Below are 20,509 nucleotides of genomic sequence, written 5' to 3' on the forward strand. Positions count from 1 at the left end.
GAAGTTTAGTTTGAGCAAACACGAGTAATTGCTCTTTAAAGGTGGGGAAAGAATGCAAACGGTAATCGCGTTTATTATCATATTTGGATCTTTAGTATTCTTCCATGAACTTGGTCACTTCTTATTCGCAAAACGTGCGGGTATTATGGTTCGGGAGTTTGCTATTGGTATGGGTCCAAAGATATTTGGTATGACGAAAGGTGAAACCCTTTATACGATTCGATTATTACCACTCGGTGGATATGTTCGAATGGCTGGAGAAGATATGGATTCAGTTGAACTTCAACCTGGCTATCGTGTAGGGATTATACTAAACGAAGACGATGTAGCTGAGAAGATTTATTTTAATCAAAGCGTGACACATCCAAATATTGTGTTCTTAGAAGTAGAAAGAGCCGATTTAGAAAAAGACCTATTCATTGAAGGATACGATGAAGAGGAACGTTTCGTACGTTATAAAATTGCGAGAAATGCGATCCTCGTTGAAAATGGAAACGAAATTATGATTGCCCCTGTTGACCGTCAATTTAATTCGAAAACTGTTGGTCAACGGGCAATGGCGATTTTTGCAGGTCCTCTTTTTAACTTTATTCTTGCCTTTTTTGTTTTAATGGCTTTAGGAATGATGAGAGGGGTTCCAGCATCAGAACCAGTTATTGATTCTGTCATGCCGAATTTACCTGCAGCGGAGGCAGGTATACAAGCAGGCGACCGAGTAACATCAATTAATGGACAACCAATCGAACGTTGGAACGAATTATCGGGAATCGTTCAAGAAAACCCTGGAAAGCCATTAAATTTTGTTGTTGAACGAGATAACCAAAATATTGAGCTCGTTATTACACCGGCTACTGTAGTAGAAAATGAACAACAGTTTGGTCAATTAGGTATTTTAAGACCTATTGAGCAAGACCCTCTAAAAGCCGTTGTATTTGGAGCTACGCAAACTTGGGATTATACAGTCCTAATTGTTGAATTACTAGGGAAATTGATCACTGGACAATTTTCTATTGACGCACTTTCTGGTCCTGTCGGCATATATAAAGCGACCGAAACTGTTGCTCAGCACGGAATTTTCAATTTAATGAACTGGGCAGCACTACTTAGTATAAACCTAGGGATTATGAACTTATTACCACTTCCTGCGTTAGACGGAGGACGCTTATTGTTCTTCGGTATTGAAGCATTGCGTGGAAAACCGATTGACCGTCAAAAAGAAGGTATGGTTCATTTTGTTGGTATTGTTCTATTAATGATTCTAATGGTTGTTGTAACTTGGAACGATATACAACGATTCTTCTTCTAATTACATTAAAGTGAATTTTAATCACATGACAATAGACCTTATTCAGTAGAATTATCTGAATAAGGTTTATTTTTGTGGAGATTTTTAACTGAATCTGTAAAATTTGAATTAACAATAAAACTATTTAACAACTTATTCTTATGCTATGCTAGAAAGAGGACTATTTTTAATAAAGGAGCGCGCGAGGTGAAACAAAGTCTTGCTTTTATAAGTACAATCCATGAAGTGCCTTCTAATAATAACCCTATCCATCCAAACGAACTATTAGTACATGCTGGATATATACACATGAAAAACGGGAAGTACATTTCACTTTTACCGTTAGGAAAACGTGTGTTACAAAAAATAGAAAAAATTATTCGAGAAGAATTAAACACAATTTCAACCAATGAAATCACATTACCAATTTTAAATTCTTTGTCAGAAAGTCCAACCGAAATGGATGATCAAGAACTATTTCATTGGAAAAAAAATAAAAAGGAAGAGTTTTATCTAGCATCTTCCCATGTAGAAATACTAACATCCATCGTAAAAGAAAAAATAAATTCATATAAACAATTACCTTTTGTACTTTACCAAATTCAAAACAAGTACAGAAATGAAATTCATGAAAATGGAATGTTTAAAAATAAAGAATTTCAAATGTTAGATGTTTATTCTTTTCATCATACAAGTGAACAACTTGATGAGTTTTATGAAAAAATAGATCAAGTATACACATCAATTTTTAGAAGGCTCGGTTTACCGTACAAAAAAGTTGTAGCCGATTTAGGGAGTTACCCCGGCCAACTATCTCATGAATATATCGTTCTATCAGAAAACGGTGATGCAACAATTGCCTGTTCCAACGAATCTGATTATGTAGTGAATGCTGATTTGGCAGAAGTCCCAATAATCACTACATCTGATCGCTGTGATATGAAAGAATTAGTCAAACAAGAAGTAAGTAATAGTAAACTATCGATAAATGATTTTCTTCACAGCTTAGATACAACTGCAGATCAAATGATTAAAGCTAAAATAATTCGAGTAAATGAAGAACTAATCGTTGTTCTATACCGTGGGGACCATACTTTAAATGAAGTGAAATTAAAAAATAAGTTGAATGTCCCAAAAATAAAATATGCTGATGAAAAGACCGTTCGAGAAGTGATTGGATGTTCATCAAGTTATGTTGGTCCAATTAAACTACCGGTTAATGTAAAAGTGGTTGCAGATTATGGTATTAAAACGATTTGTAATGGAATCACTTTTGCGAATGAGGACAGGTTTTACTATAGTAATGTTAATCCAGAGAGAGACTTTGCTATTAATGCATATGAAGATTTACGATATATCCAAGAAGGAGACCCATCACCTGATGGAGTAGGTGAAATCCAATTTTCCAAAGGATATGAAATTGCCCACATATATAAATTAGGTTCTAGTTTCTCAGAAAAATTCGAAATGAACTATATTGATGAGGATGGAAAATCCAACCCAATTCAAATGGGTATATATGAAATGGGTGTTTCCCGACTATTTGCCGTTTCAACGGAATTATATCAAGATGACAAAGGTATTGCGTGGCCAAATTCAATCGCCCCATTTGATGTTCATTTATTGACTGAATCAGTTGAAGATGAAGAACAATGGATGATATCCGAACAACTATATCATGTTTTATTAAGTTATCAATTTGATGTTTTGTTTGATGACCGTGATACTCCATTTGATGTAAAATTAATGGATGCAAACTTAATTGGAATACCTGTTCAAGTTATCGTAGGAAATAATGCTATTCAAGGCAATGTAAAAGTCATTTATAGACGTACTGGAGAATCATTTGAATGTGCCAAGGAAGAATTAATGGATCGTTTAAGTGAATTTTTCAGGGTTTACTAGGGGTGCAATGTTGTACTCCTCTTTTCAAGTTTAGAAAGTAGGTGAGTCAATTGTCGGACAAACAAAAAGAGCGTCAATTATTTTTAACACTTTTACAGCAGTTAAAACTAACTGAAGATGTCTACATGTCATTTTTTGAACAAGGTGAACTCACTCGTGTTACAGTTCATAAAAAAGAGCGTGTTTGGAATTTCTCTATTAAACTAAATAATGTTTTACCATTTCCTCTGTATCAACTTTTAACTTCAAGAATGGCAGAGGAATTTTCAGAAATTGCCCAAACGAATTTAACAATTCAAGTTGAAAATCCAGAGATCAATGAACAGCTTTTAACAGACTATTGGTTAACTGCAGTAAATCAAATTGACCAAATGGCTCCAACATTAAGAAATATTCTTATCTCACAAATCCCTAAAGTTTCTGGCACTAAACTTACAGTAGATTGTGTGATGGAAGTAGAGCAGCTTACATTAAAAGCGAAATATGCAGACAAAATTTCACAAACTTATAGTAATCTTGGTTTTTCAAACATTGCCGTTGACTTTAAATTAGCAGAAATGACGGAAGAAGCTCGTCAAGCACAGGATGAATATATCCAAAGACGTCAATTAGAGGAAGCTGAGTTAGCTAGACAAGCAATGGTAGATTTCCAAAGTAATGAAACGAAGAAAAGTGAAGGTCCAGCTGCAGTTGAATCAAGTGGTCCATTCCAAATTGGAACGCAAATTAAAGAACAAGAGATTGTTGATATTAAGAGTATTCAAGATGAAGAGCGAAGCGTAGTTATTGAAGGGTTCGTATTTGCAGTAGAAGTAAAAGTGCTGAAGAGTGGCCGTTCACTTCTAGAAGTGAAAATGACAGATTATACGGATTCTATTTTAGTGAAAATGTTCTCACGTAACGATGAGGAAGCAGAAAAAATGTCCCAATTGAAAAAGGGGATGTGGATCAAGGTTCGTGGATCTGTTCAAAATGATACCTTTGTTCGAGATTTAGTTATCATGGCACAAGGTATGCATGAAATATTTAGAGAAACTCGAAAAGATACTGCCCCTGAGGGAGAAAAGCGGGTAGAACTTCATTTACATACACCAATGAGTACAATGGATGCTGTTACACCGATTGACCAATTAGTTGGTCAGGCGGCTAAATGGGGACACTCAGCCATTGCAATTACAGACCACGCCGTAGCTCAAGGTTTCCCTGATGCTTATGCTGCTGGTAAAAAGCATGGCATTAAAATTATTTATGGTATTGAAGCAAACTTAGTCGATGATGGTTCACCAATTGCCTATGATGAACAACATATCGAATTAGATACTGCAACCTTTGTTGTATTTGACGTTGAGACGACAGGTTTATCAACTGCTTATGATTCAATCATTGAATTAGCCGCAGTTAAAATTCAAGATGGTAAAGTTATAGATAAATTTGAACGTTTTGCAAATCCACATAAACCATTGACAGCAAAAATTATCGAGTTAACTCATATTACAGATGATATGCTTGTCGGTGCACCAGAAGTGGATGAGGTTGTTACAGAATTCCGTGATTTTATCGGTGATGCGATTGTAGTAGCCCATAATGCATCGTTTGATATGGGCTTCTTATATACAGCCTATGAAAAAGCAGGAATTAAAGGTGTAGTTCATCCTGTAATAGATACGTTGGAACTATCACGTATGTTAAATCCAACGCTTAAAAGTCATCGATTAAATACATTAAGTAAAAGATATGGTATTGAATTAACTCAACATCACCGTGCCATCTACGATACAGAGGCAACAGGTGAATTAATGCTACACTTGCTTAAAGAAGCAAAGGAAAAGGGTATTCATTATCACGATGATTTTAATAAACATATAAATGCCGATGAAAGTTATAAACAAGGTCGTCCTTATCACTGTTCAATTTTAGCAGTAGATAACGACGGATTAAAAAATATGTTTAAGCTTATATCTGTTGCACATACACAAACTTTCCACCGTGTTCCTAGGGTTAGACGTTCAGATTTAATTAAATTCCGAAAAGGACTACTTGTAGGTTCAGGATGTAATAACGGTGAGTTATTTGAAACGATGATGAATAAATCACCTGAGGATGCTGAAAAAGTAGCTGAGTTTTATGACTATATTGAAGTCCACCCTAAACCAGTTTATTCCCAATTAGTTGATGGTGGGATTATTCATGATGAGTGGAACTTAGAAGATATTATTCGAAAACTAGTGAAGCTTGGTAAAAAGATTGGTAAACCTGTTGTTGCAACGGGGAATGTCCATTACTTACATGAAAATGATCATATATTTAGAGAGATTTTAATCAGTTCTCAAGGTGGGGCGAACCCATTAAATCGTTACCCATTACCAAAAGTGCATTTCCGTACTACAAATGAGATGCTTAAAGAATTTGACTTCCTAGGACCAGATTTAGCAAAAGAAATCGTTGTGACGAATACTCAAAAAGTGGCTGATATGATTGGTGAAGTTGTGCCAATTAAGGACAAGCTATATACACCAAATATTGAAGGGTCAAATGAGCAAATTACAAATATGACCTATGAAATGGCTCATCAAATCTATGGAGAGACATTACCTGAAATTGTTGAAAAACGAATTGAAAAGGAATTAGATTCAATTTTAGGACATGGATTTGGGGTAGTTTATTTAATTTCGGCGCAGCTTGTTAAAAAGTCGTTGTCGGATGGTTATTTAGTAGGTTCCCGTGGTTCGGTAGGGTCTTCATTTGTAGCGACAATGATGGAAATTACGGAAGTAAATCCATTAGCACCGCACTATATTTGCCCGAAATGTCATTATAGTGAATTCTTTACGGATGGTTCTGTAGGTTCAGGATTCGACTTACCTAATAAGGAATGCCCTGAATGTGGAACTAATTTGAAAAAGGATGGACACGACATTCCATTCGAAACGTTCTTAGGATTTAATGGAGATAAAGTACCCGATATCGATTTAAACTTTAGTGGTGAATATCAAGCCCATGCCCATAACTATACGAAAGTTTTGTTCGGTGAAGATTACGTATACCGTGCTGGAACAATTGGTACGGTTGCTGAAAAAACAGCTTATGGTTATGTAAAAGGGTATTCAAATGACCATGGAAAAACATTCCGTGGAGCTGAAGTCGATCGATTAGTCCAAGGGTGTACGGGAGTTAAACGTACAACAGGGCAGCACCCTGGTGGTATTCTAGTTGTACCTGATTATATGGATATTTACGATTTTACACCTGTGCAATTCCCAGCGGATGCCCAAGATTCTGAATGGAAAACAACCCATTTTGACTTCCATTCCATTCACGATAATATTTTGAAGCTCGATATACTAGGACACGATGATCCGACTGTACTTCGTATGTTACAAGATTTAACAGGAATTGATCCAAGAACAATTCCAACTGATGATCCGGAAGTAATGAAAATTTTCTCTGGCCCAGAATCGTTAGGTGTTACAGAGGAACAGATTATGTGTAAAACGGGGACATTGGGTATTCCTGAGTTTGGTACACGATTTGTTCGCCAAATGTTAGAAGATACAAAACCGTCAACCTTTAGTGAGCTATTACAAATTTCGGGATTATCCCACGGGACGGACGTATGGCTAGGTAACGCTCAAGAGCTCATTCAAAACGGAACTTGTGTACTAGCTGAAGTAATCGGTTGTCGTGATGATATTATGGTGTATTTAATTTATAGAGGATTAGAACCAGGGTTAGCCTTTAAAATTATGGAATCCGTTCGTAAGGGTAAAGGTTTAACTGAAGACATGGAAGCAGCTATGAGGGAGAAAAATGTACCGAACTGGTATATCGATTCATGTAAGAAAATTAAATATATGTTCCCGAAAGCCCATGCTGCTGCCTACGTATTAAATGCGGTTCGTATTGCTTGGTTCAAGGTGCATCATCCGATTGTTTATTATGCTACTTATTTTACAGTTCGAGCGAGCGACTTTGACCTAATTGCTATGTCACAAGGTCCTTCTATGATCCGAGCAAAAATTGAAGAAATAAATGCTAAGGGTTTAGAGGCTTCTAAGAAGGAAAAGGATTTATTAACCGTTTTAGAAATTTCACTAGAAATGGCTGAACGTGGCATGAGTATTAAAAAGGTAGACTTATATCGTTCACAGGCTAGTGAATGGATTATTGATGGTAATTCTTTGATCCCTCCTTTCGATGCAATACCTGGTTTAGGTACAAACGTGGCAAAAGCTATCGTTGCAAGCCGTAAAGATGGAGAATTTTTATCGAAAGAAGATTTACAGTTGCGCGGCCGTGTTTCGAAGACATTGATTGAATATATGGATCAAATGGGATGTCTTGATGGATTACCAGATGCAAATCAGTTGTCTTTGTTCTAACTTTTAACAATGTGAACAGGAACTAAAACTATAAAAAAATCAACAAGAAACATGTGTCATAATTACGCAAATTTGCATTCAAGCATAAACTGTGCTATTGTAATATTAATAATTTGTTGATAGTCTTGCAGCAAAGAGTGGGTTTTTCTCCCGCTCTTTTCTGTTGTTACGGCTACTTCAAATTTCGTAGACGACCGTTACATTATTTCACCAAACAATGGTGGATTTTCTTATTTTTAGCTATATGTTGTAATTTTGTACACAACATGTTGTTTTCCATATGTTCTTTGTATATATCTACTACAACTTGGAAATATAAGCTTAAAGACAAGAACGAGTACGTTGGGAGGATCTTATGAGCAGCAAAGTAACAACAGTGATAGAAGAGCTTGTCACACCAATTTTAGAAGAGCTAAACCTTGAACTTGTTGATATTGAATTTATCAAAGAAGGACGCAATTGGTTTCTTAGAGTATATATAGACACTCCTGGTGGCGGAATTGATATAGATCAATGTGCTTTAGTGAGTGAACGACTAAGCGAAGTACTCGACGAAAAAGATCCAATCGAACAAAACTATTATTTAGAGGTTTCATCTCCTGGAGCTGAACGTCCATTAAAAAAAGAATCGGATTTTGAAAAAGCGATTGGAAAGTTTATTTATGTGAAAACATATGAACCCATTAAAGATATGAAAGAATTCGAAGGCTATTTAAAAGCATATAATGAAGATGGCTTAGAAATGGAAATTCGTATTAAAACACGTAAATTAACTATTTTTATTGAAAAAGATAAGATTGCAAAAGCAAGACTCGCAATTGACTTTTCATCATAACAGAATATTTGGGAGTGAAAATTAAAATGAGTAGTGATTTATTAGATGCTTTAACTGCTCTTGAACAACAAAAAGGGATTTCCAGAGATGTACTAGTTGAAGCAATCGAGGCAGCTTTAGTTACTGCATATAAACGTAATTTTAATCAAGCACAAAATGTGCGTGTCGATTTAAATTTAGAAAATGGATCGATGAAAGTCTACTCACGTAAAGATGTCGTAGATGAAGTAGAAGACGATCGACTTCAAATTTCCCTAGAAGAAGCAAAGCAAATTAATCCCGCTTATGAAATTGGTGATATTTTAGAACAAGAAGTAACTCCAAAAAACTTCGGTCGTATCGCAGCTCAAACAGCAAAACAAGTAGTTACACAACGAGTTCGTGAAGCTGAACGCGGAATCATTTATGAAGAATTTATCGATCGAACAGACGATATCGTTAACGGTACGATTGAAAGAATGGATTCCCGTAACATTTATGTTAGCTTAGGAAAAGTTGAAGCAGCACTTCCAATTAACGAACAAATTCAAGGTGAAGTCTACAAACCTCAAAGTCGTATTAAAGTGTACATTACTAAAGTGGAACGTACTACAAGAGGGCCACAAGTAATTGTATCTAGAACACACCCAGGGCTATTACGTCGTCTATTTGAAATGGAAGTTCCTGAAATCTATGAAGGTATAGTAGAGATTAAATCGATTGCACGTGAAGCTGGCGATCGTTCTAAAATTTCTGTGTATGCTCATGACAAAGATGTGGACCCTGTTGGCTCATGTGTTGGTTCAAAAGGACAACGTGTTCAAACAATCGTTAATGAACTAAATGGTGAAAAAATCGATATTGTTGAATGGTCTGAAAATCCGGTTGTATTTGTTGCAAACGCACTAAGTCCTTCAAAAGTTCTTGATGTTCAAGTGAACGAAGAAGAAAAATCGACAACGGTTGTAGTACCTGATTATCAATTATCATTAGCTATTGGTAAACGTGGTCAAAATGCGCGTCTAGCAGCAAAACTTACAGGCTGGAAAATTGATATTAAGAGTGAAACTGATGCACGTGAATTAGGTATTTATCCATCTGAATCTAGTTCTTTCATTAGTCAATTTGAAGACGATGAAGATGAAAATAATTCATATAGTAATGTGGAATACGATTTATATCAAGACGACGAAGAATAATCATCTAAGAAGTTCAGCGTATTTGGAAACAATAGGAAGGTGAATTCTAATGTCGACAGGGCGAAAAGTACCGTTACGTAAATGTGTAGTAACAGGTGAAATGCTTCCAAAAAAATCAATGATTCGAATTGTTCGAAATAAAGAGGGAGAAGTATTCGTCGATCCTACTGGTAAAAAAAATGGTCGCGGTGCTTACATCTCGAAAACTGAAGAGGCGGTAGAACTAGCACGTAAAAAAGGTAGTTTAGAACGCCAATTAGAAGTGAAAATCCCTGAAGAGGTATATGAAGAAATCCTGAGGCTAATCCGCAGGGAGTCGATTTTATGACAAATGATAAGCTTTTCCAATTACTAGGATTAGCAGCGAGAGCGCGTAAGATCATATCTGGAGAAGAATTAGTGGTGAAAACGATTCAAAGTGGTAATGCTAAGCTTATCTTCTTAGCATCGGACGCATCACCTAATTCTTCCAAAAAAATTCAAGACAAGTGTACGTATTACAATGTTGAGTATCATGTGATAGGTGATCGCTACCAACTAGGACATGCTACTGGTAAAGAAGCCCGGGTCGCACTTGCTATAACCGATAGCGGATTTGCGAAAAAAATGTCTAGTCTACTCAACGAAAAATAAATCGGGGGTGAGCTGATGACCAAAATTCGAGTTCACGAATATGCAAAAAGAGTGAATAAATCAAGTAAAGAAGTCATTGAAGAGCTAAAAAAATTAAATATTACTGTTTCTAACCATATGTCAACACTGACAGTTGATGCTTTGTCTCAATTAGATAATGCATTCAAACAAAATAGTAATGCCAATAACCAAGGTGGGTCAGCACCAAAACAAAACAGTAATGCAAATAATCAAGGTGGATCGGCACCTAAACAAGCAAAACCTGCGGCTAAAGGTCAAAACCAAAAAATTGATAAACGAAAAGAAGAGAGAATGACAGAACAAAATAAAACTATGCGAACTAATAATAACGCACCACAAAACAAACAAAAACCTGCAACAAATAACGATAAGCCAAGAGCTGCATCGAACAACGATAAGCCAAAAACTAATCAACGTAATAACAACAATCAGGGCAATCAAAACCAAAACGATCGCTTTGGTGGTAATTCTAAAGGCGGTAATAATAACAGAGGTGGCTTTAACCAACGTAAGAAACCAGGAATTCACGGTGGAAAACGTCGTCATCCAAAAACTCACCAACCATCTCAACCGGTTGTACCAAAAGAATTACCAGAAAAAATTACTTTCTATGAATCATTAACAGTTGCAGAATTAGCGAAAAAATTACATCGTGAACCATCTGAACTAATTAAAAAGTTATTCATGCTTGGTGTAATGGCAACAATTAACCAAGATCTTGATAAAGATGCAATCGAACTAATTTGTGCTGATTATGGCGTAGAAGTAGAAGAAGAAATTCGTATTGATAAAACGGATTTAGAAGTTTACTTTGAACAGTCTGAAGAAACGACTGAAGAAGAGTTAATGGAACGTCCGCCAGTTGTTACAATTATGGGTCACGTTGACCATGGTAAAACAACGCTACTAGACTCAATCCGTAATACAAAAGTAACTGCTGGCGAAGCTGGTGGGATTACGCAACATATTGGTGCATACCAAGTTGTAGAAAACGGTAAAAAGATTACATTTTTAGATACACCTGGTCACGCAGCCTTCACTACAATGCGTGCTCGTGGTGCGAAAATTACAGACTTAGCAATTATCGTTGTAGCTGCTGATGACGGTGTAATGCCTCAAACAGTTGAAGCTATTAACCATGCTAAAGCTGCAGAAGTACCAATCATTGTTGCAGTGAATAAAATGGATAAACCTACTGCCAATCCTGACCGCGTAATGCAAGAACTAACTGAACATGGATTAGTTCCTGAAGATTGGGGCGGCGATACAATCTTTGTTCCAATCTCAGCATTAAAAGGTGAAGGTATTGATACACTATTAGAAATGATCTTATTAGTGGCAGAAGTAGGGGAGTTAAAAGCAAATCCTGACCGTACTGCTATCGGTACTGTTATTGAAGCTCAATTAGACAAAGGCCGAGGATCTGTTGCAACATTATTAGTGCAAGACGGTACTTTACGTGTAGGAGATCCTATCGTAGTTGGTCATGCATATGGTCGTGTTCGTGCAATGGTTAATGATATCGGTCGTCGTGTTAAAGAAGCTGGACCATCAACTCCAGTAGAAATTACAGGTTTAAACGATGTACCACAAGCTGGGGACCGCTTCGTTGTATTCGAAGATGAAAAAACAGCTCGTCAAGTTGGTGAATCTCGTGCGATGACTGCAATTCAAGCAAGCCGTTCTGAAAAACAACGTGTAACGCTTGATAACTTATTCGAACAAATGAGCCAAGGCGATGTAAAAGAATTAAACGTGATCGTTAAAGCTGACGTACAAGGTACTGTGGAAGCAATGGCTGCATCATTAATGAAAATCGATGTAGAAGGCGTAAACGTAAAAATTATCCACACAGGTGCCGGAGCAATTACTGAGTCAGATATTTCTTTAGCTGCTGCATCTAACGCAATCGTTATCGGATTTAACGTACGTCCTGATGTGAATGCAAAACGTGCTGCAGAAGAAGAAGGTGTAGAAATCCGTTTACACCGCGTTATCTACAAAGTAATTGAAGAAATTGAAGCAGCGATGAAAGGTATGTTAGACCCAGAATTCGAAGAAAAAATTATCGGTCAAGCAGAAGTTCGTCAAACGATTAAAGTATCAAAAGTGGGTACAATTGCTGGTTCTTATATTACAGAAGGTAAAGTAACACGCGATTCTGGTTTACGTGTAATTCGTGATGGTATCGTAATCTTTGAAGGTGAGATCGATTCGTTAAAACGTTTCAAAGACGATGCGAAAGAAGTTGCCAAAGGATACGAATGTGGTATTACGATTAAAAACTTCAATGACGTTAAAGAAGGCGACGTGCTAGAAGCCTTCGTTATGGAAGAAATTAAACGCGCATGATCGTCTACGCTGAAGTAGAGTTTATGATTCAAACAGCCCATTCGTTAAAGGAAAAACGTGCAGTACTTCAAAGAATGATTACACGTACGAAACAAAAATTTAACGTTTCTATAGCTGAAATTGATCATCAAAATGTGTGGCAGCGAACAAGAATTGCTCTTGTCGCTGTCTCCTCTTCTAAAGACAGCGCAGAACGTGAAATTAATCATGCATTGAATTTTCTACAATCGTACCCTGCATGGGAACAACTCGATGTGTGGCGGGAATATTTATAAACCTTTAGGGGATAAATATCTTAACAAGTTTTAACTTCATTCAGGTAGCCACTTCTAAAAGTGATGAAATGAATGCAAACAGTAAATCATTCAGTTGGGGTTAGTACTCCTATTGAATGAAGTTAGAGCCTTATGGCGGGTGCCCTAGATTTTTATCGAGCTTGCTCGACATTTAAAATCTAGTCGTAAATTCGCCAAGGCGCATTTGATTATTAGTAGGGGTGACAATCTATGTCATTACGTTCCAATCGTATTGGTGAACAAATTCAAAAAGAGCTTGGAGAAATCATTACTCGTAAAATCAAAGATCCACGTGTTGGATTTGTGACGGTTACGGATGTTCGTGTAACAGGTGACCTTCAACAGGCGACGGTGTACATTACCGCTTTAGGTAATGAAAAAGAACGCCAAGAATCATTGGCTGCACTAGTGAAAGCTACTGGTTTTATTCGTTCTGAAATCGGCCAACGCATTCGCTTACGCCGTACACCAGAAATTACATTTGAATTTGACGCTTCCGTAGAATACGGAAATAAAATCGAAGAACTACTTCGCTCGATTAATAAAGATTAATACATCGCATTAAGTTGTGAAAACAGCACAAAAGCCTGCAACTGCATCATTAGTATGCAGGCGGGCTTTTTTCATTTAGTGATTATGATTTTCGTGTGAAGATTCAAAGTTAATACTTTGAAATCAATGTATTATGACAAATTTCCGGGGTTCTAGGAAATTTTGTCAAGAAACGGGCATTATTGTGATACTTTTTCACGAAATTTGGGAATTCTGTCAAGAAACGGTCGTTATTGTGACACTTTTTCACGAAATTAGGGAATTCTGAGGTTAGTCTTAAAAGTGGACACGTTAAAATGAGATTTGTTTTATAATCAAATCATCATATTAAAGGACGTGTTCATTTTGGCGAAGCATTATGACCAAGAGTTTAAAGATTATGTTTCAAAGCTAGTGGTAGAAGAAGGTAGAAAAGCAAGCGAAGTTTCTTACGAACTAGAACTATCTCCAAAGACTGTTAGTCGTTGGGTGAAGGAGTATAGAGCGATTAAAAATGGTGGTAAGTCTGAGGAAGCTTATATTACCCCTTCGGATCTAGAGAAACTTAAAAAGCAACACGAGAAAGAATTGGAACAACTTAAAGAGGAAAACGAAATCTTAAAAAAGGCCATGCACATCTTCACCAAAAACCAAGCGTAGTTTATACCTTTATTCAATCCCACTCTGATGAACACGCCATTTCGAAGATGTGCAAGGTACTGGGAGTATCAACGAGTGGTTATTACAAATGGCTTAATCAATCTGGCGCTATAACGGAAAGAGAAGAATATCGGTTAGAAATCCAACAGAAGATCGCTAAGTCATTCCATGAGAGTTTTGGAACTTATGGTAGCCCGAGAGTTCATGACGACCTAACTGAATGGGGATATTCCGTTTCACAAAAGACCGTAGCTCGGATGATGAAAGAAATGGGATTAAACGCGGTTCAGAAAGAAAAGTTTGTTGTTACAACGGATTCCAATCATGATGATAAGACGTATCCTAATCAACTTAATCGACAGTTTAACGTAGATGAGCCTAACGAAGTGTGGGTAGCTGATATTACATACATTTGGACGCTTGAAGGTTGGGTTTATTTATCATCTGTAATGGATTTATTTTCAAGAAAGATTGTAGGTTGGAGCCTTGCGTCTCATATGAAAAAGGAGCTAACAATTCAAGCCTTAAACATGGCGCTAGTTAATAGACAACCTGGTGAAGGACTACTTCATCATTCCGACCGGGGTTCCCAGTATTCTTCACAAGACTATAATGATATCTTAAACGAGAATAAAATGATAATAAGTATGAGCAGAAAAGGCGATCCCTATGATAATGCCTGTATTGAATCGTTCCATGCCACACTTAAGAAAGACTTAATTTACAGAAGACGATTTAAGACAAGAGATGAGGCCATCAAAGCTATAAATTATTACATTAGCAGCTTCTATAATACGAGAAGAAAACACTCAACTTTAGGGAATATCTCACCAGCTGAATTTGAGAGGAAGTATAACAGACGTGAAGTAGAATTGATCTCATAAAAAAAGACAGGGTGTTCGAAATGAGCGGTCAGGTTTTTCGACCGGTCATTTCGAATACCGGACCAAACGAAGTGCGGTAGGCATTTGTCTATTCTAAATCTCAAATTTGATTGTCCACTTTCTTGACAGAAGACCAATTCTGTCAAGAAACAGGTGTTATTATGACACTTTTTCGGGAAATCAAGAAATACTGTCAAGAAACGAGCGTTATTATGACATTTTTTCTGGAAATTATGAAATTTTGTCAAGAAACGGGTGTTATTATGACACTTTTTCATGAAATTAGGGAATTCTGTCAAGAAACGAGCGTTATTGTGACACTTTTTCTGGAAATTAAGAAATTTTGTCAAAAAACGGGTGTTATTGTGACACTATTACTTGAAATCAAGAAATTCTGTCCAGAAAACAGGTTTTACAAGACACTTTTTTGGAGACCCTTGAAATTTTGTCCAGTAAATTGGTTTTACAAGACACTTTATGGGCAAACCTTGAAATTTTGTCCCGTAAATTAGTTTTACGAGACACTTTATGGGTAAACCTTGAAATTCTGTCCTGTAAATTAGTTTTACGAGACACTTCATCGGCGAACCCTAAAATTTTGTCTCGTAAATCAATTTAATTTGATTCCTTATCAATTATTAATTCATACATACTAAGAACACAAACGATCACGGAGGTATATCAATGAACGGCATCCTTCCATTATGGAAAGAGCGTGGCATGACGAGTCATGATTGCGTTTTTAAACTACGTAAAATTCTTAAAACGAAAAAAGTGGGCCATACAGGAACACTCGATCCAGGTGTGGAAGGTGTCCTCCCAATCTGTATTGGACAAGCAACCCGCATTGCAGAATATCTTACAGACGCTGGTAAGGAATACGAGGCGATTGTCTCAATTAGCCGTACGACAACGACCGAAGATGCGGAAGGTGAAACTGTTGAACAAGACAACACTCACAAATCCATCTCAAAAGACGAACTTATGCAAGCTCTTCATCAACTAACAGGTGAAATTGAGCAAACACCGCCAATGTATTCAGCTGTAAAAGTAAATGGCCGTAGACTTTATGAATATGCCCGTAAAGGGGAGACTGTAGAACGTCCTACACGTAAAGTGACTATTTATTCCTTACAATTGTTAGATGATCGTGAGTTATTTGAAGGGGAAGAAATTACTTTCAAAATAAGAATCGCATGTAGTAAAGGCACTTACATTCGAACATTGGCAGTCCAAATTGGTGAAATACTAGGGTTTCCTGCCCATATGGCTTCACTAATTCGAACAAAATCTGGAAGTTTCACAGGTGAAAAATGTTATACACTTCAACAAATTGAAAATTTCATGGAAGAAGGAACAATCCATGATATAATTTTCCCTGTAGAGTATGCACTATCTTCATTTCCATTTATTGAAATTACTGAGCAGAATGAAAAACAAATTCTCAATGGGCAAGTGCTTCCAAAGCATAGTTTATTAACTGAACATGATAAAATAGTATTTACTAAAAATAGTAAAGCGATTGCAGTTTATATCCAACATCCTGAAAAAATGGATTTGATGAAACCAGAGAAAATGTTCCCAATCGTTACGTAGGAGGCCAAACGTATGAATGTTATTCATTTAAAATATCCACACCAACTCAATGAGGGGGAAAAAACTTCTTCATATTCCTTAGCTGTAGGATTTTTTGATGGTGTACATAGAGGGCATCAAGCAGTTATTCAAAGCGCAATTCAAAAAGCAAAAGAACTAGATGTGAAAAGTGCTGTAATGACATTTGATCCGCATCCATCGATTGTTCTTGGTGGACGTAAGGAAAAGGTATTTTACATAACACCACTACAACAAAAGATTAATATTTTACAAGAACTTGGTGTTGATACGGTGTTTGTCGTTCAATTTACTTCAGATTTTGCAAAACTTACACCTGAACAATTTATCAATTTCTTTATTCGTGAGTTAAATGTAGTCCATGTAACTGCCGGATTTGATTTTTCATTTGGTGCTTTTGGAAAAGGAAGCATGGAAACGATGAAAGAGTTAAGTAATGGTGATTATGGAGTTACAGTGGTAGATAAATTAACAGACGATGAAGAAAAAATTAGCTCAACCCGAATTCGTAAAAGTTTACAAGAGGGGAATATGGAAGAGGTCCACAATCTTTTAGGACGTCCATTCGAAGTACCTGGCCTTGTTGTTCATGGAGATAAACGCGGTCGTACAATCGGATTCCCGACAGCAAATATCCAATCCCAAGAAGGGAGTTTTATCCCTGCAACAGGAGTCTATGCTGTACGAATAAAAGTTCAAGGCGAATGGTATGATGGAGTTTGTAATGTTGGATACAAGCCAACATTTAAAAATCCAGAAGATAAACAATTATCGATTGAAGTTCATATTTTAGACTTCGGGAAAAATATTTATGGTGAAGAAGTTGTCGTTGGTTGGTTTAAACGAATTCGAAGTGAGCAAAAATTTGATGGCATTGAATCATTAAAAGCTCAAATCGAAAAAGATAAACAAGAAGCTATTAAATACTTTCAGTCATATAATTAAAAAAGTGGTAATTCGATTGGAAAAGGATATTCCTTGCTAGGTTTATCGAATTATGTTACTATTCTTTAGTACAGTCATGTACTTAACCTTAGCTCGGCTGTTCGAGTCTCCAACGACTGCTGTGCTGATGGTGATCAATTCAAATTTAGGAGGTCCATAATTATGGCAATCACAAAAGAACGTAAAAACGAAATTATTGCGGAATACCGCACACACGAAGGAGATACTGGTTCTCCAGAAGTACAAATCGCAGTTTTAACACACGAAATCAACGCGTTAAACCAACATATCCGTACGCACAAAAAAGATTTCCATTCAGAACGCGGTTTACTTAAAAAAATCGGTCGTCGTCGTCACTTATTAAAATACTTACGTGAAAACGACGTTCAACGTTACCGTGAGTTAATCCAACGTTTAGGTTTACGTCGATAATTTTAAGTTTTCAGTCGTCTTTTCGAAGTTGTTTTATGTTTAATTTGTATTCAATGATGAATACTATAACCAAGAAACTTCTTCGCGAACAAATTGAAAGCTAATCATTAAAAAGCGGGAATTTTCCCGCTTTTTATTTATGTAAAAATAAATTCATTAACTCATCGATTTATTGAATGTAAAATTTAACGAAATATCCATTTTTTTATTGAAAATATTTAGCATACAATAGCGTTTTTTGTTACACTTACTATTGGTACAGTATATATTTTATGACGTATTGTGTTTCTAATTTTGATAAATAAAGAATTAAATGTAAATTAGTATAAAGAAACATCAGTTTTCGCCATAAATTGCGATAAATTAGTGTTTTTCTAAGGAGAAAGGGGTTCATTAAATGACCGAAAAAAAAGTCTACACTTATGAATGGGCGGGTCGCCCATTAGTCATTGAAGTTGGGCAACTTGCTAAACAAGCAAACGGCGCAGCTTTAGTTCGATATGGCGAATCAGCTGTATTAGCAACTGCAACTATGTCAAAACAGGCTAAAGCATTAGATTTCTTCCCGTTAACTGTAAACTATGAAGAAAGACTATATGCAGCTGGTAAAATCCCTGGTGGATTTATTAAACGTGAAGGTCGTCCATCAGAGCATGCGATTTTAACATCTCGCTTGATTGACCGCCCGATTCGCCCAATGTTCCCAGATGGTTTCCGTAACGAAGTACAAGTAATCTCTATGGTTATGTCTTCAGATCCAAATGGTCCAACTGACATTGCAGCAATGTTTGGTTCTTCATTAGCACTATCAATTTCTGACATTCCATTTAACGGACCTATTGCAGGTGTACATGTTGGTTATATTGATGGAGAATTTATCGTCAACCCAACTGTTGAACAATCAGAAAAAAGTACGATTCACTTAACAGTGGCAGGTAACAAAGATGCTATTAACATGGTTGAAGCTGGAGCTTTAGAAGTACCGGAAGAAACTATGTTAGAAGCGATTATGTTCGGTCATGAAGAAATTAAGAAATTAATTGCCTTCCAAGAACAAATCGTTGCTGAAGTTGCAAAAGAAAAAATTGAAGTAACTTTATTTGAAATCAATCAAGAAATCGAAGCACAAATTAAAGCTGCTTGTGAAGCAGACATGATTGCTGCGATTCAAACTGTTGAGAAACACGCTCGTGAAGAAGCAATTACTGCTGTAAAAGAACGTGTTATTGCAAGTTACGAAGAGCAAGAAGCAGATGAAGAAACATTAAAACAAGTTAAAACAATTTTAGATAAAATGGTGAAAGATGAAGTTCGCCGTTTAATTACAGAAGAAAAAATCCGTCCTGATGGCCGTAAAGTGGATGAGATCCGTCCGTTATCATCAGAAGTAGGTTTATTAACACGTACTCACGGTTCTGGTTTATTCACTCGTGGACAAACTCAAGCGTTATCGATTTGTACATTAGGGCCACTAGGTGACGTGCAAATTATTGATGGTCTTGGATTAGAAGAGTCAAAACGTTTCATGCATCACTATAACTTCCCTCAATTCTCAGTAGGGGAAACTGGACCAATCCGTGGACCAGGTCGTCGTGAAATCGGTCACGGTGCGTTAGGTGAGCGTGCGTTACTTGCTGTTATTCCAGATGAAAAAGACTTCCCTTATGCAATCCGTTGTGTATCTGAAGTATTAGAGTCAAATGGTTCAACATCTCAAGCATCGATCTGTGCTTCTACATTAGCAATGATGGACGCAGGTGTGCCATTAAAAGCTCCAGTAGCTGGTATTGCAATGGGTCTTGTGAAAAAAGGCGAACACTACTCAGTGTTAACTGACATTCAAGGAATGGAAGACCACCTTGGAGACATGGACTTTAAAGTAGCAGGTACTGCAAAAGGTGTTACTGCACTTCAAATGGACATTAAAATCGATGGCTTATCTCGTGAGATTTTAGAAGAGGCATTACAACAAGCGAAAGTTGGTCGTATGCACATTTTAGATCATATGCTTTCAACGTTGGACAAACCTCGTACTTCGTTATCACAATATGCGCCTAAGATTGAAGTGATTCAAATTAACCCAGAAAAAATCCGTGATGTTATTGGTTCTGGTGGTAAAACAATCAATAAAATCATTGAAGAAACTGGCGTAAAAATTGATACTGAACAAGATGGTACAATTTACATTTCTTCTGCAAATGAAGCAATGAACAAACGTGCAAAAGAAATCATCGAGTCAATCGTTCGCGAAGCAGTTGTAGGCGAGTACTACATGGCTACTGTAAAACGTATTGAGAAATTCGGTGCATTCTGTGAAATCTTCCAAGGTAAAGATGGATTATTACACATTTCTGAAATCCAAGAAGAACGTACGAACAAAGTAGAAGACGTTCTAAAAATTGGCGATCAATTACTTGTAAAAGTAATCGAAATCGACAATCAAGGCCGCGTAAACTTATCTCGTAAAGTAGTACTTAAAGAAGAAAAAGAACGCGCTGAACAAGCACAACAATAATAAAACTAACCGCTCTGGACACTGTTATGCAGTGTGCCAGGCAC

The 20,509-nt window shown here is 36.7% G+C and carries 16 protein-coding genes; all 16 read left to right on the top strand.

Annotated elements, in window-relative coordinates:
- Positions 1–52 precede the first annotated feature (52 nt).
- Positions 53–1,306: an RIP metalloprotease RseP gene (gene rseP / locus CRO45_RS02520; RefSeq protein ID WP_097148043.1), complete on the top strand. Its 1,254-nt coding sequence runs from the start codon at positions 53–55 to the stop codon at positions 1,304–1,306.
- Between the two features lie 186 nt (positions 1,307–1,492).
- Complete coding sequence (proS, locus tag CRO45_RS02525; RefSeq protein WP_170949381.1) at positions 1,493–3,190, top strand: proline--tRNA ligase; 1,698 nt, start codon at positions 1,493–1,495, stop codon at positions 3,188–3,190.
- A 50-nt stretch (positions 3,191–3,240) separates the two neighbouring features.
- Entirely contained in the window at positions 3,241–7,569 is a 4,329-nt protein-coding gene (locus CRO45_RS02530; RefSeq protein ID WP_097148045.1) for a PolC-type DNA polymerase III, read from the top strand.
- A 355-nt stretch (positions 7,570–7,924) separates the two neighbouring features.
- Positions 7,925–8,404, top strand: a complete 480-nt coding sequence (gene rimP, locus CRO45_RS02535) for a ribosome maturation factor RimP (protein ID WP_097148046.1) — start codon at positions 7,925–7,927, stop codon at positions 8,402–8,404.
- A gap of 26 nt (positions 8,405–8,430) precedes the next feature.
- Complete coding sequence (nusA, locus tag CRO45_RS02540; RefSeq protein ID WP_097148047.1) at positions 8,431–9,582, top strand: transcription termination factor NusA; 1,152 nt, start codon at positions 8,431–8,433, stop codon at positions 9,580–9,582.
- A gap of 49 nt (positions 9,583–9,631) precedes the next feature.
- Positions 9,632–9,910 carry an RNase P modulator RnpM gene (gene rnpM, locus CRO45_RS02545; protein ID WP_097148048.1) on the top strand — a complete coding sequence of 93 codons (279 nt, stop codon included), beginning with the start codon at positions 9,632–9,634 and terminating at the stop codon, positions 9,908–9,910.
- Positions 9,907–10,215, top strand: a complete 309-nt coding sequence (locus tag CRO45_RS02550; RefSeq protein ID WP_097148049.1) for a YlxQ family RNA-binding protein — start codon at positions 9,907–9,909, stop codon at positions 10,213–10,215. Before rnpM ends, CRO45_RS02550 begins: the two co-directional genes overlap by 4 nt.
- Positions 10,216–10,230: 15 nt before the next feature.
- A complete protein-coding gene (gene infB, locus CRO45_RS02555; RefSeq protein ID WP_097148050.1) occupies positions 10,231–12,588 on the top strand; it encodes a translation initiation factor IF-2 in 2,358 nt (785 codons plus the stop codon).
- Positions 12,585–12,863 (top strand): DUF503 domain-containing protein, encoded by a 279-nt coding sequence (locus CRO45_RS02560; protein ID WP_097148051.1) that lies wholly within the window; start codon positions 12,585–12,587, stop codon positions 12,861–12,863. The genes infB and CRO45_RS02560 overlap by 4 nt, the downstream gene beginning before the upstream one ends.
- Positions 12,864–13,094: 231 nt before the next feature.
- A complete protein-coding gene (rbfA, locus tag CRO45_RS02565) occupies positions 13,095–13,436 on the top strand; it encodes a 30S ribosome-binding factor RbfA (protein WP_097148052.1) in 342 nt (113 codons plus the stop codon).
- A gap of 336 nt (positions 13,437–13,772) precedes the next feature.
- A complete protein-coding gene (locus CRO45_RS02570) occupies positions 13,773–14,075 on the top strand; it encodes a transposase (RefSeq protein ID WP_235864510.1) in 303 nt (100 codons plus the stop codon).
- 11 nt (positions 14,076–14,086) lie between these two features.
- Entirely contained in the window at positions 14,087–14,959 is an 873-nt protein-coding gene (locus CRO45_RS02575; protein ID WP_235864511.1) for an IS3 family transposase, read from the top strand.
- Positions 14,960–15,643: 684 nt separating this feature from the next.
- Entirely contained in the window at positions 15,644–16,555 is a 912-nt protein-coding gene (gene truB / locus CRO45_RS02585) for a tRNA pseudouridine(55) synthase TruB (RefSeq protein WP_097148056.1), read from the top strand.
- Positions 16,556–16,567: 12 nt separating this feature from the next.
- On the top strand, positions 16,568–17,518 hold the full coding sequence (ribF, locus tag CRO45_RS02590) for a riboflavin biosynthesis protein RibF (RefSeq protein WP_097148057.1): 951 nt from the start codon (positions 16,568–16,570) through the stop codon (positions 17,516–17,518).
- A gap of 162 nt (positions 17,519–17,680) precedes the next feature.
- A complete protein-coding gene (rpsO, locus tag CRO45_RS02595; RefSeq protein WP_097148058.1) occupies positions 17,681–17,950 on the top strand; it encodes a 30S ribosomal protein S15 in 270 nt (89 codons plus the stop codon).
- 397 nt (positions 17,951–18,347) lie between these two features.
- Complete coding sequence (pnp, locus tag CRO45_RS02600; RefSeq protein ID WP_097148059.1) at positions 18,348–20,465, top strand: polyribonucleotide nucleotidyltransferase; 2,118 nt, start codon at positions 18,348–18,350, stop codon at positions 20,463–20,465.
- Positions 20,466–20,509 lie beyond the last annotated feature (44 nt).

Source organism: Ureibacillus acetophenoni (genome assembly GCF_900220965.1).
Lineage (GTDB): Bacteria > Bacillota > Bacilli > Bacillales_A > Planococcaceae > Ureibacillus > Ureibacillus acetophenoni.

Excerpts from the sequence above, each read along its gene's own strand:
- rseP (WP_097148043.1), top strand. The coding sequence starts at position 53 with ATGCAAACGGTAATCGCGTTTATTATCATATTTGGATCTTTAGTATTC.
- rimP (WP_097148046.1), top strand. The coding sequence starts at position 7,925 with ATGAGCAGCAAAGTAACAACAGTGATAGAAGAGCTTGTCACACCAATT.
- nusA (WP_097148047.1), top strand. The coding sequence starts at position 8,431 with ATGAGTAGTGATTTATTAGATGCTTTAACTGCTCTTGAACAACAAAAA.
- rnpM (WP_097148048.1), top strand. The coding sequence starts at position 9,632 with ATGTCGACAGGGCGAAAAGTACCGTTACGTAAATGTGTAGTAACAGGT.
- CRO45_RS02550 (WP_097148049.1), top strand. The coding sequence starts at position 9,907 with ATGACAAATGATAAGCTTTTCCAATTACTAGGATTAGCAGCGAGAGCG.
- infB (WP_097148050.1), top strand. The coding sequence starts at position 10,231 with ATGACCAAAATTCGAGTTCACGAATATGCAAAAAGAGTGAATAAATCA.
- CRO45_RS02560 (WP_097148051.1), top strand. The coding sequence starts at position 12,585 with ATGATCGTCTACGCTGAAGTAGAGTTTATGATTCAAACAGCCCATTCG.
- rbfA (WP_097148052.1), top strand. The coding sequence starts at position 13,095 with ATGTCATTACGTTCCAATCGTATTGGTGAACAAATTCAAAAAGAGCTT.
- truB (WP_097148056.1), top strand. The coding sequence starts at position 15,644 with ATGAACGGCATCCTTCCATTATGGAAAGAGCGTGGCATGACGAGTCAT.
- ribF (WP_097148057.1), top strand. The coding sequence starts at position 16,568 with ATGAATGTTATTCATTTAAAATATCCACACCAACTCAATGAGGGGGAA.
- rpsO (WP_097148058.1), top strand. The coding sequence starts at position 17,681 with ATGGCAATCACAAAAGAACGTAAAAACGAAATTATTGCGGAATACCGC.
- pnp (WP_097148059.1), top strand. The coding sequence starts at position 18,348 with ATGACCGAAAAAAAAGTCTACACTTATGAATGGGCGGGTCGCCCATTA.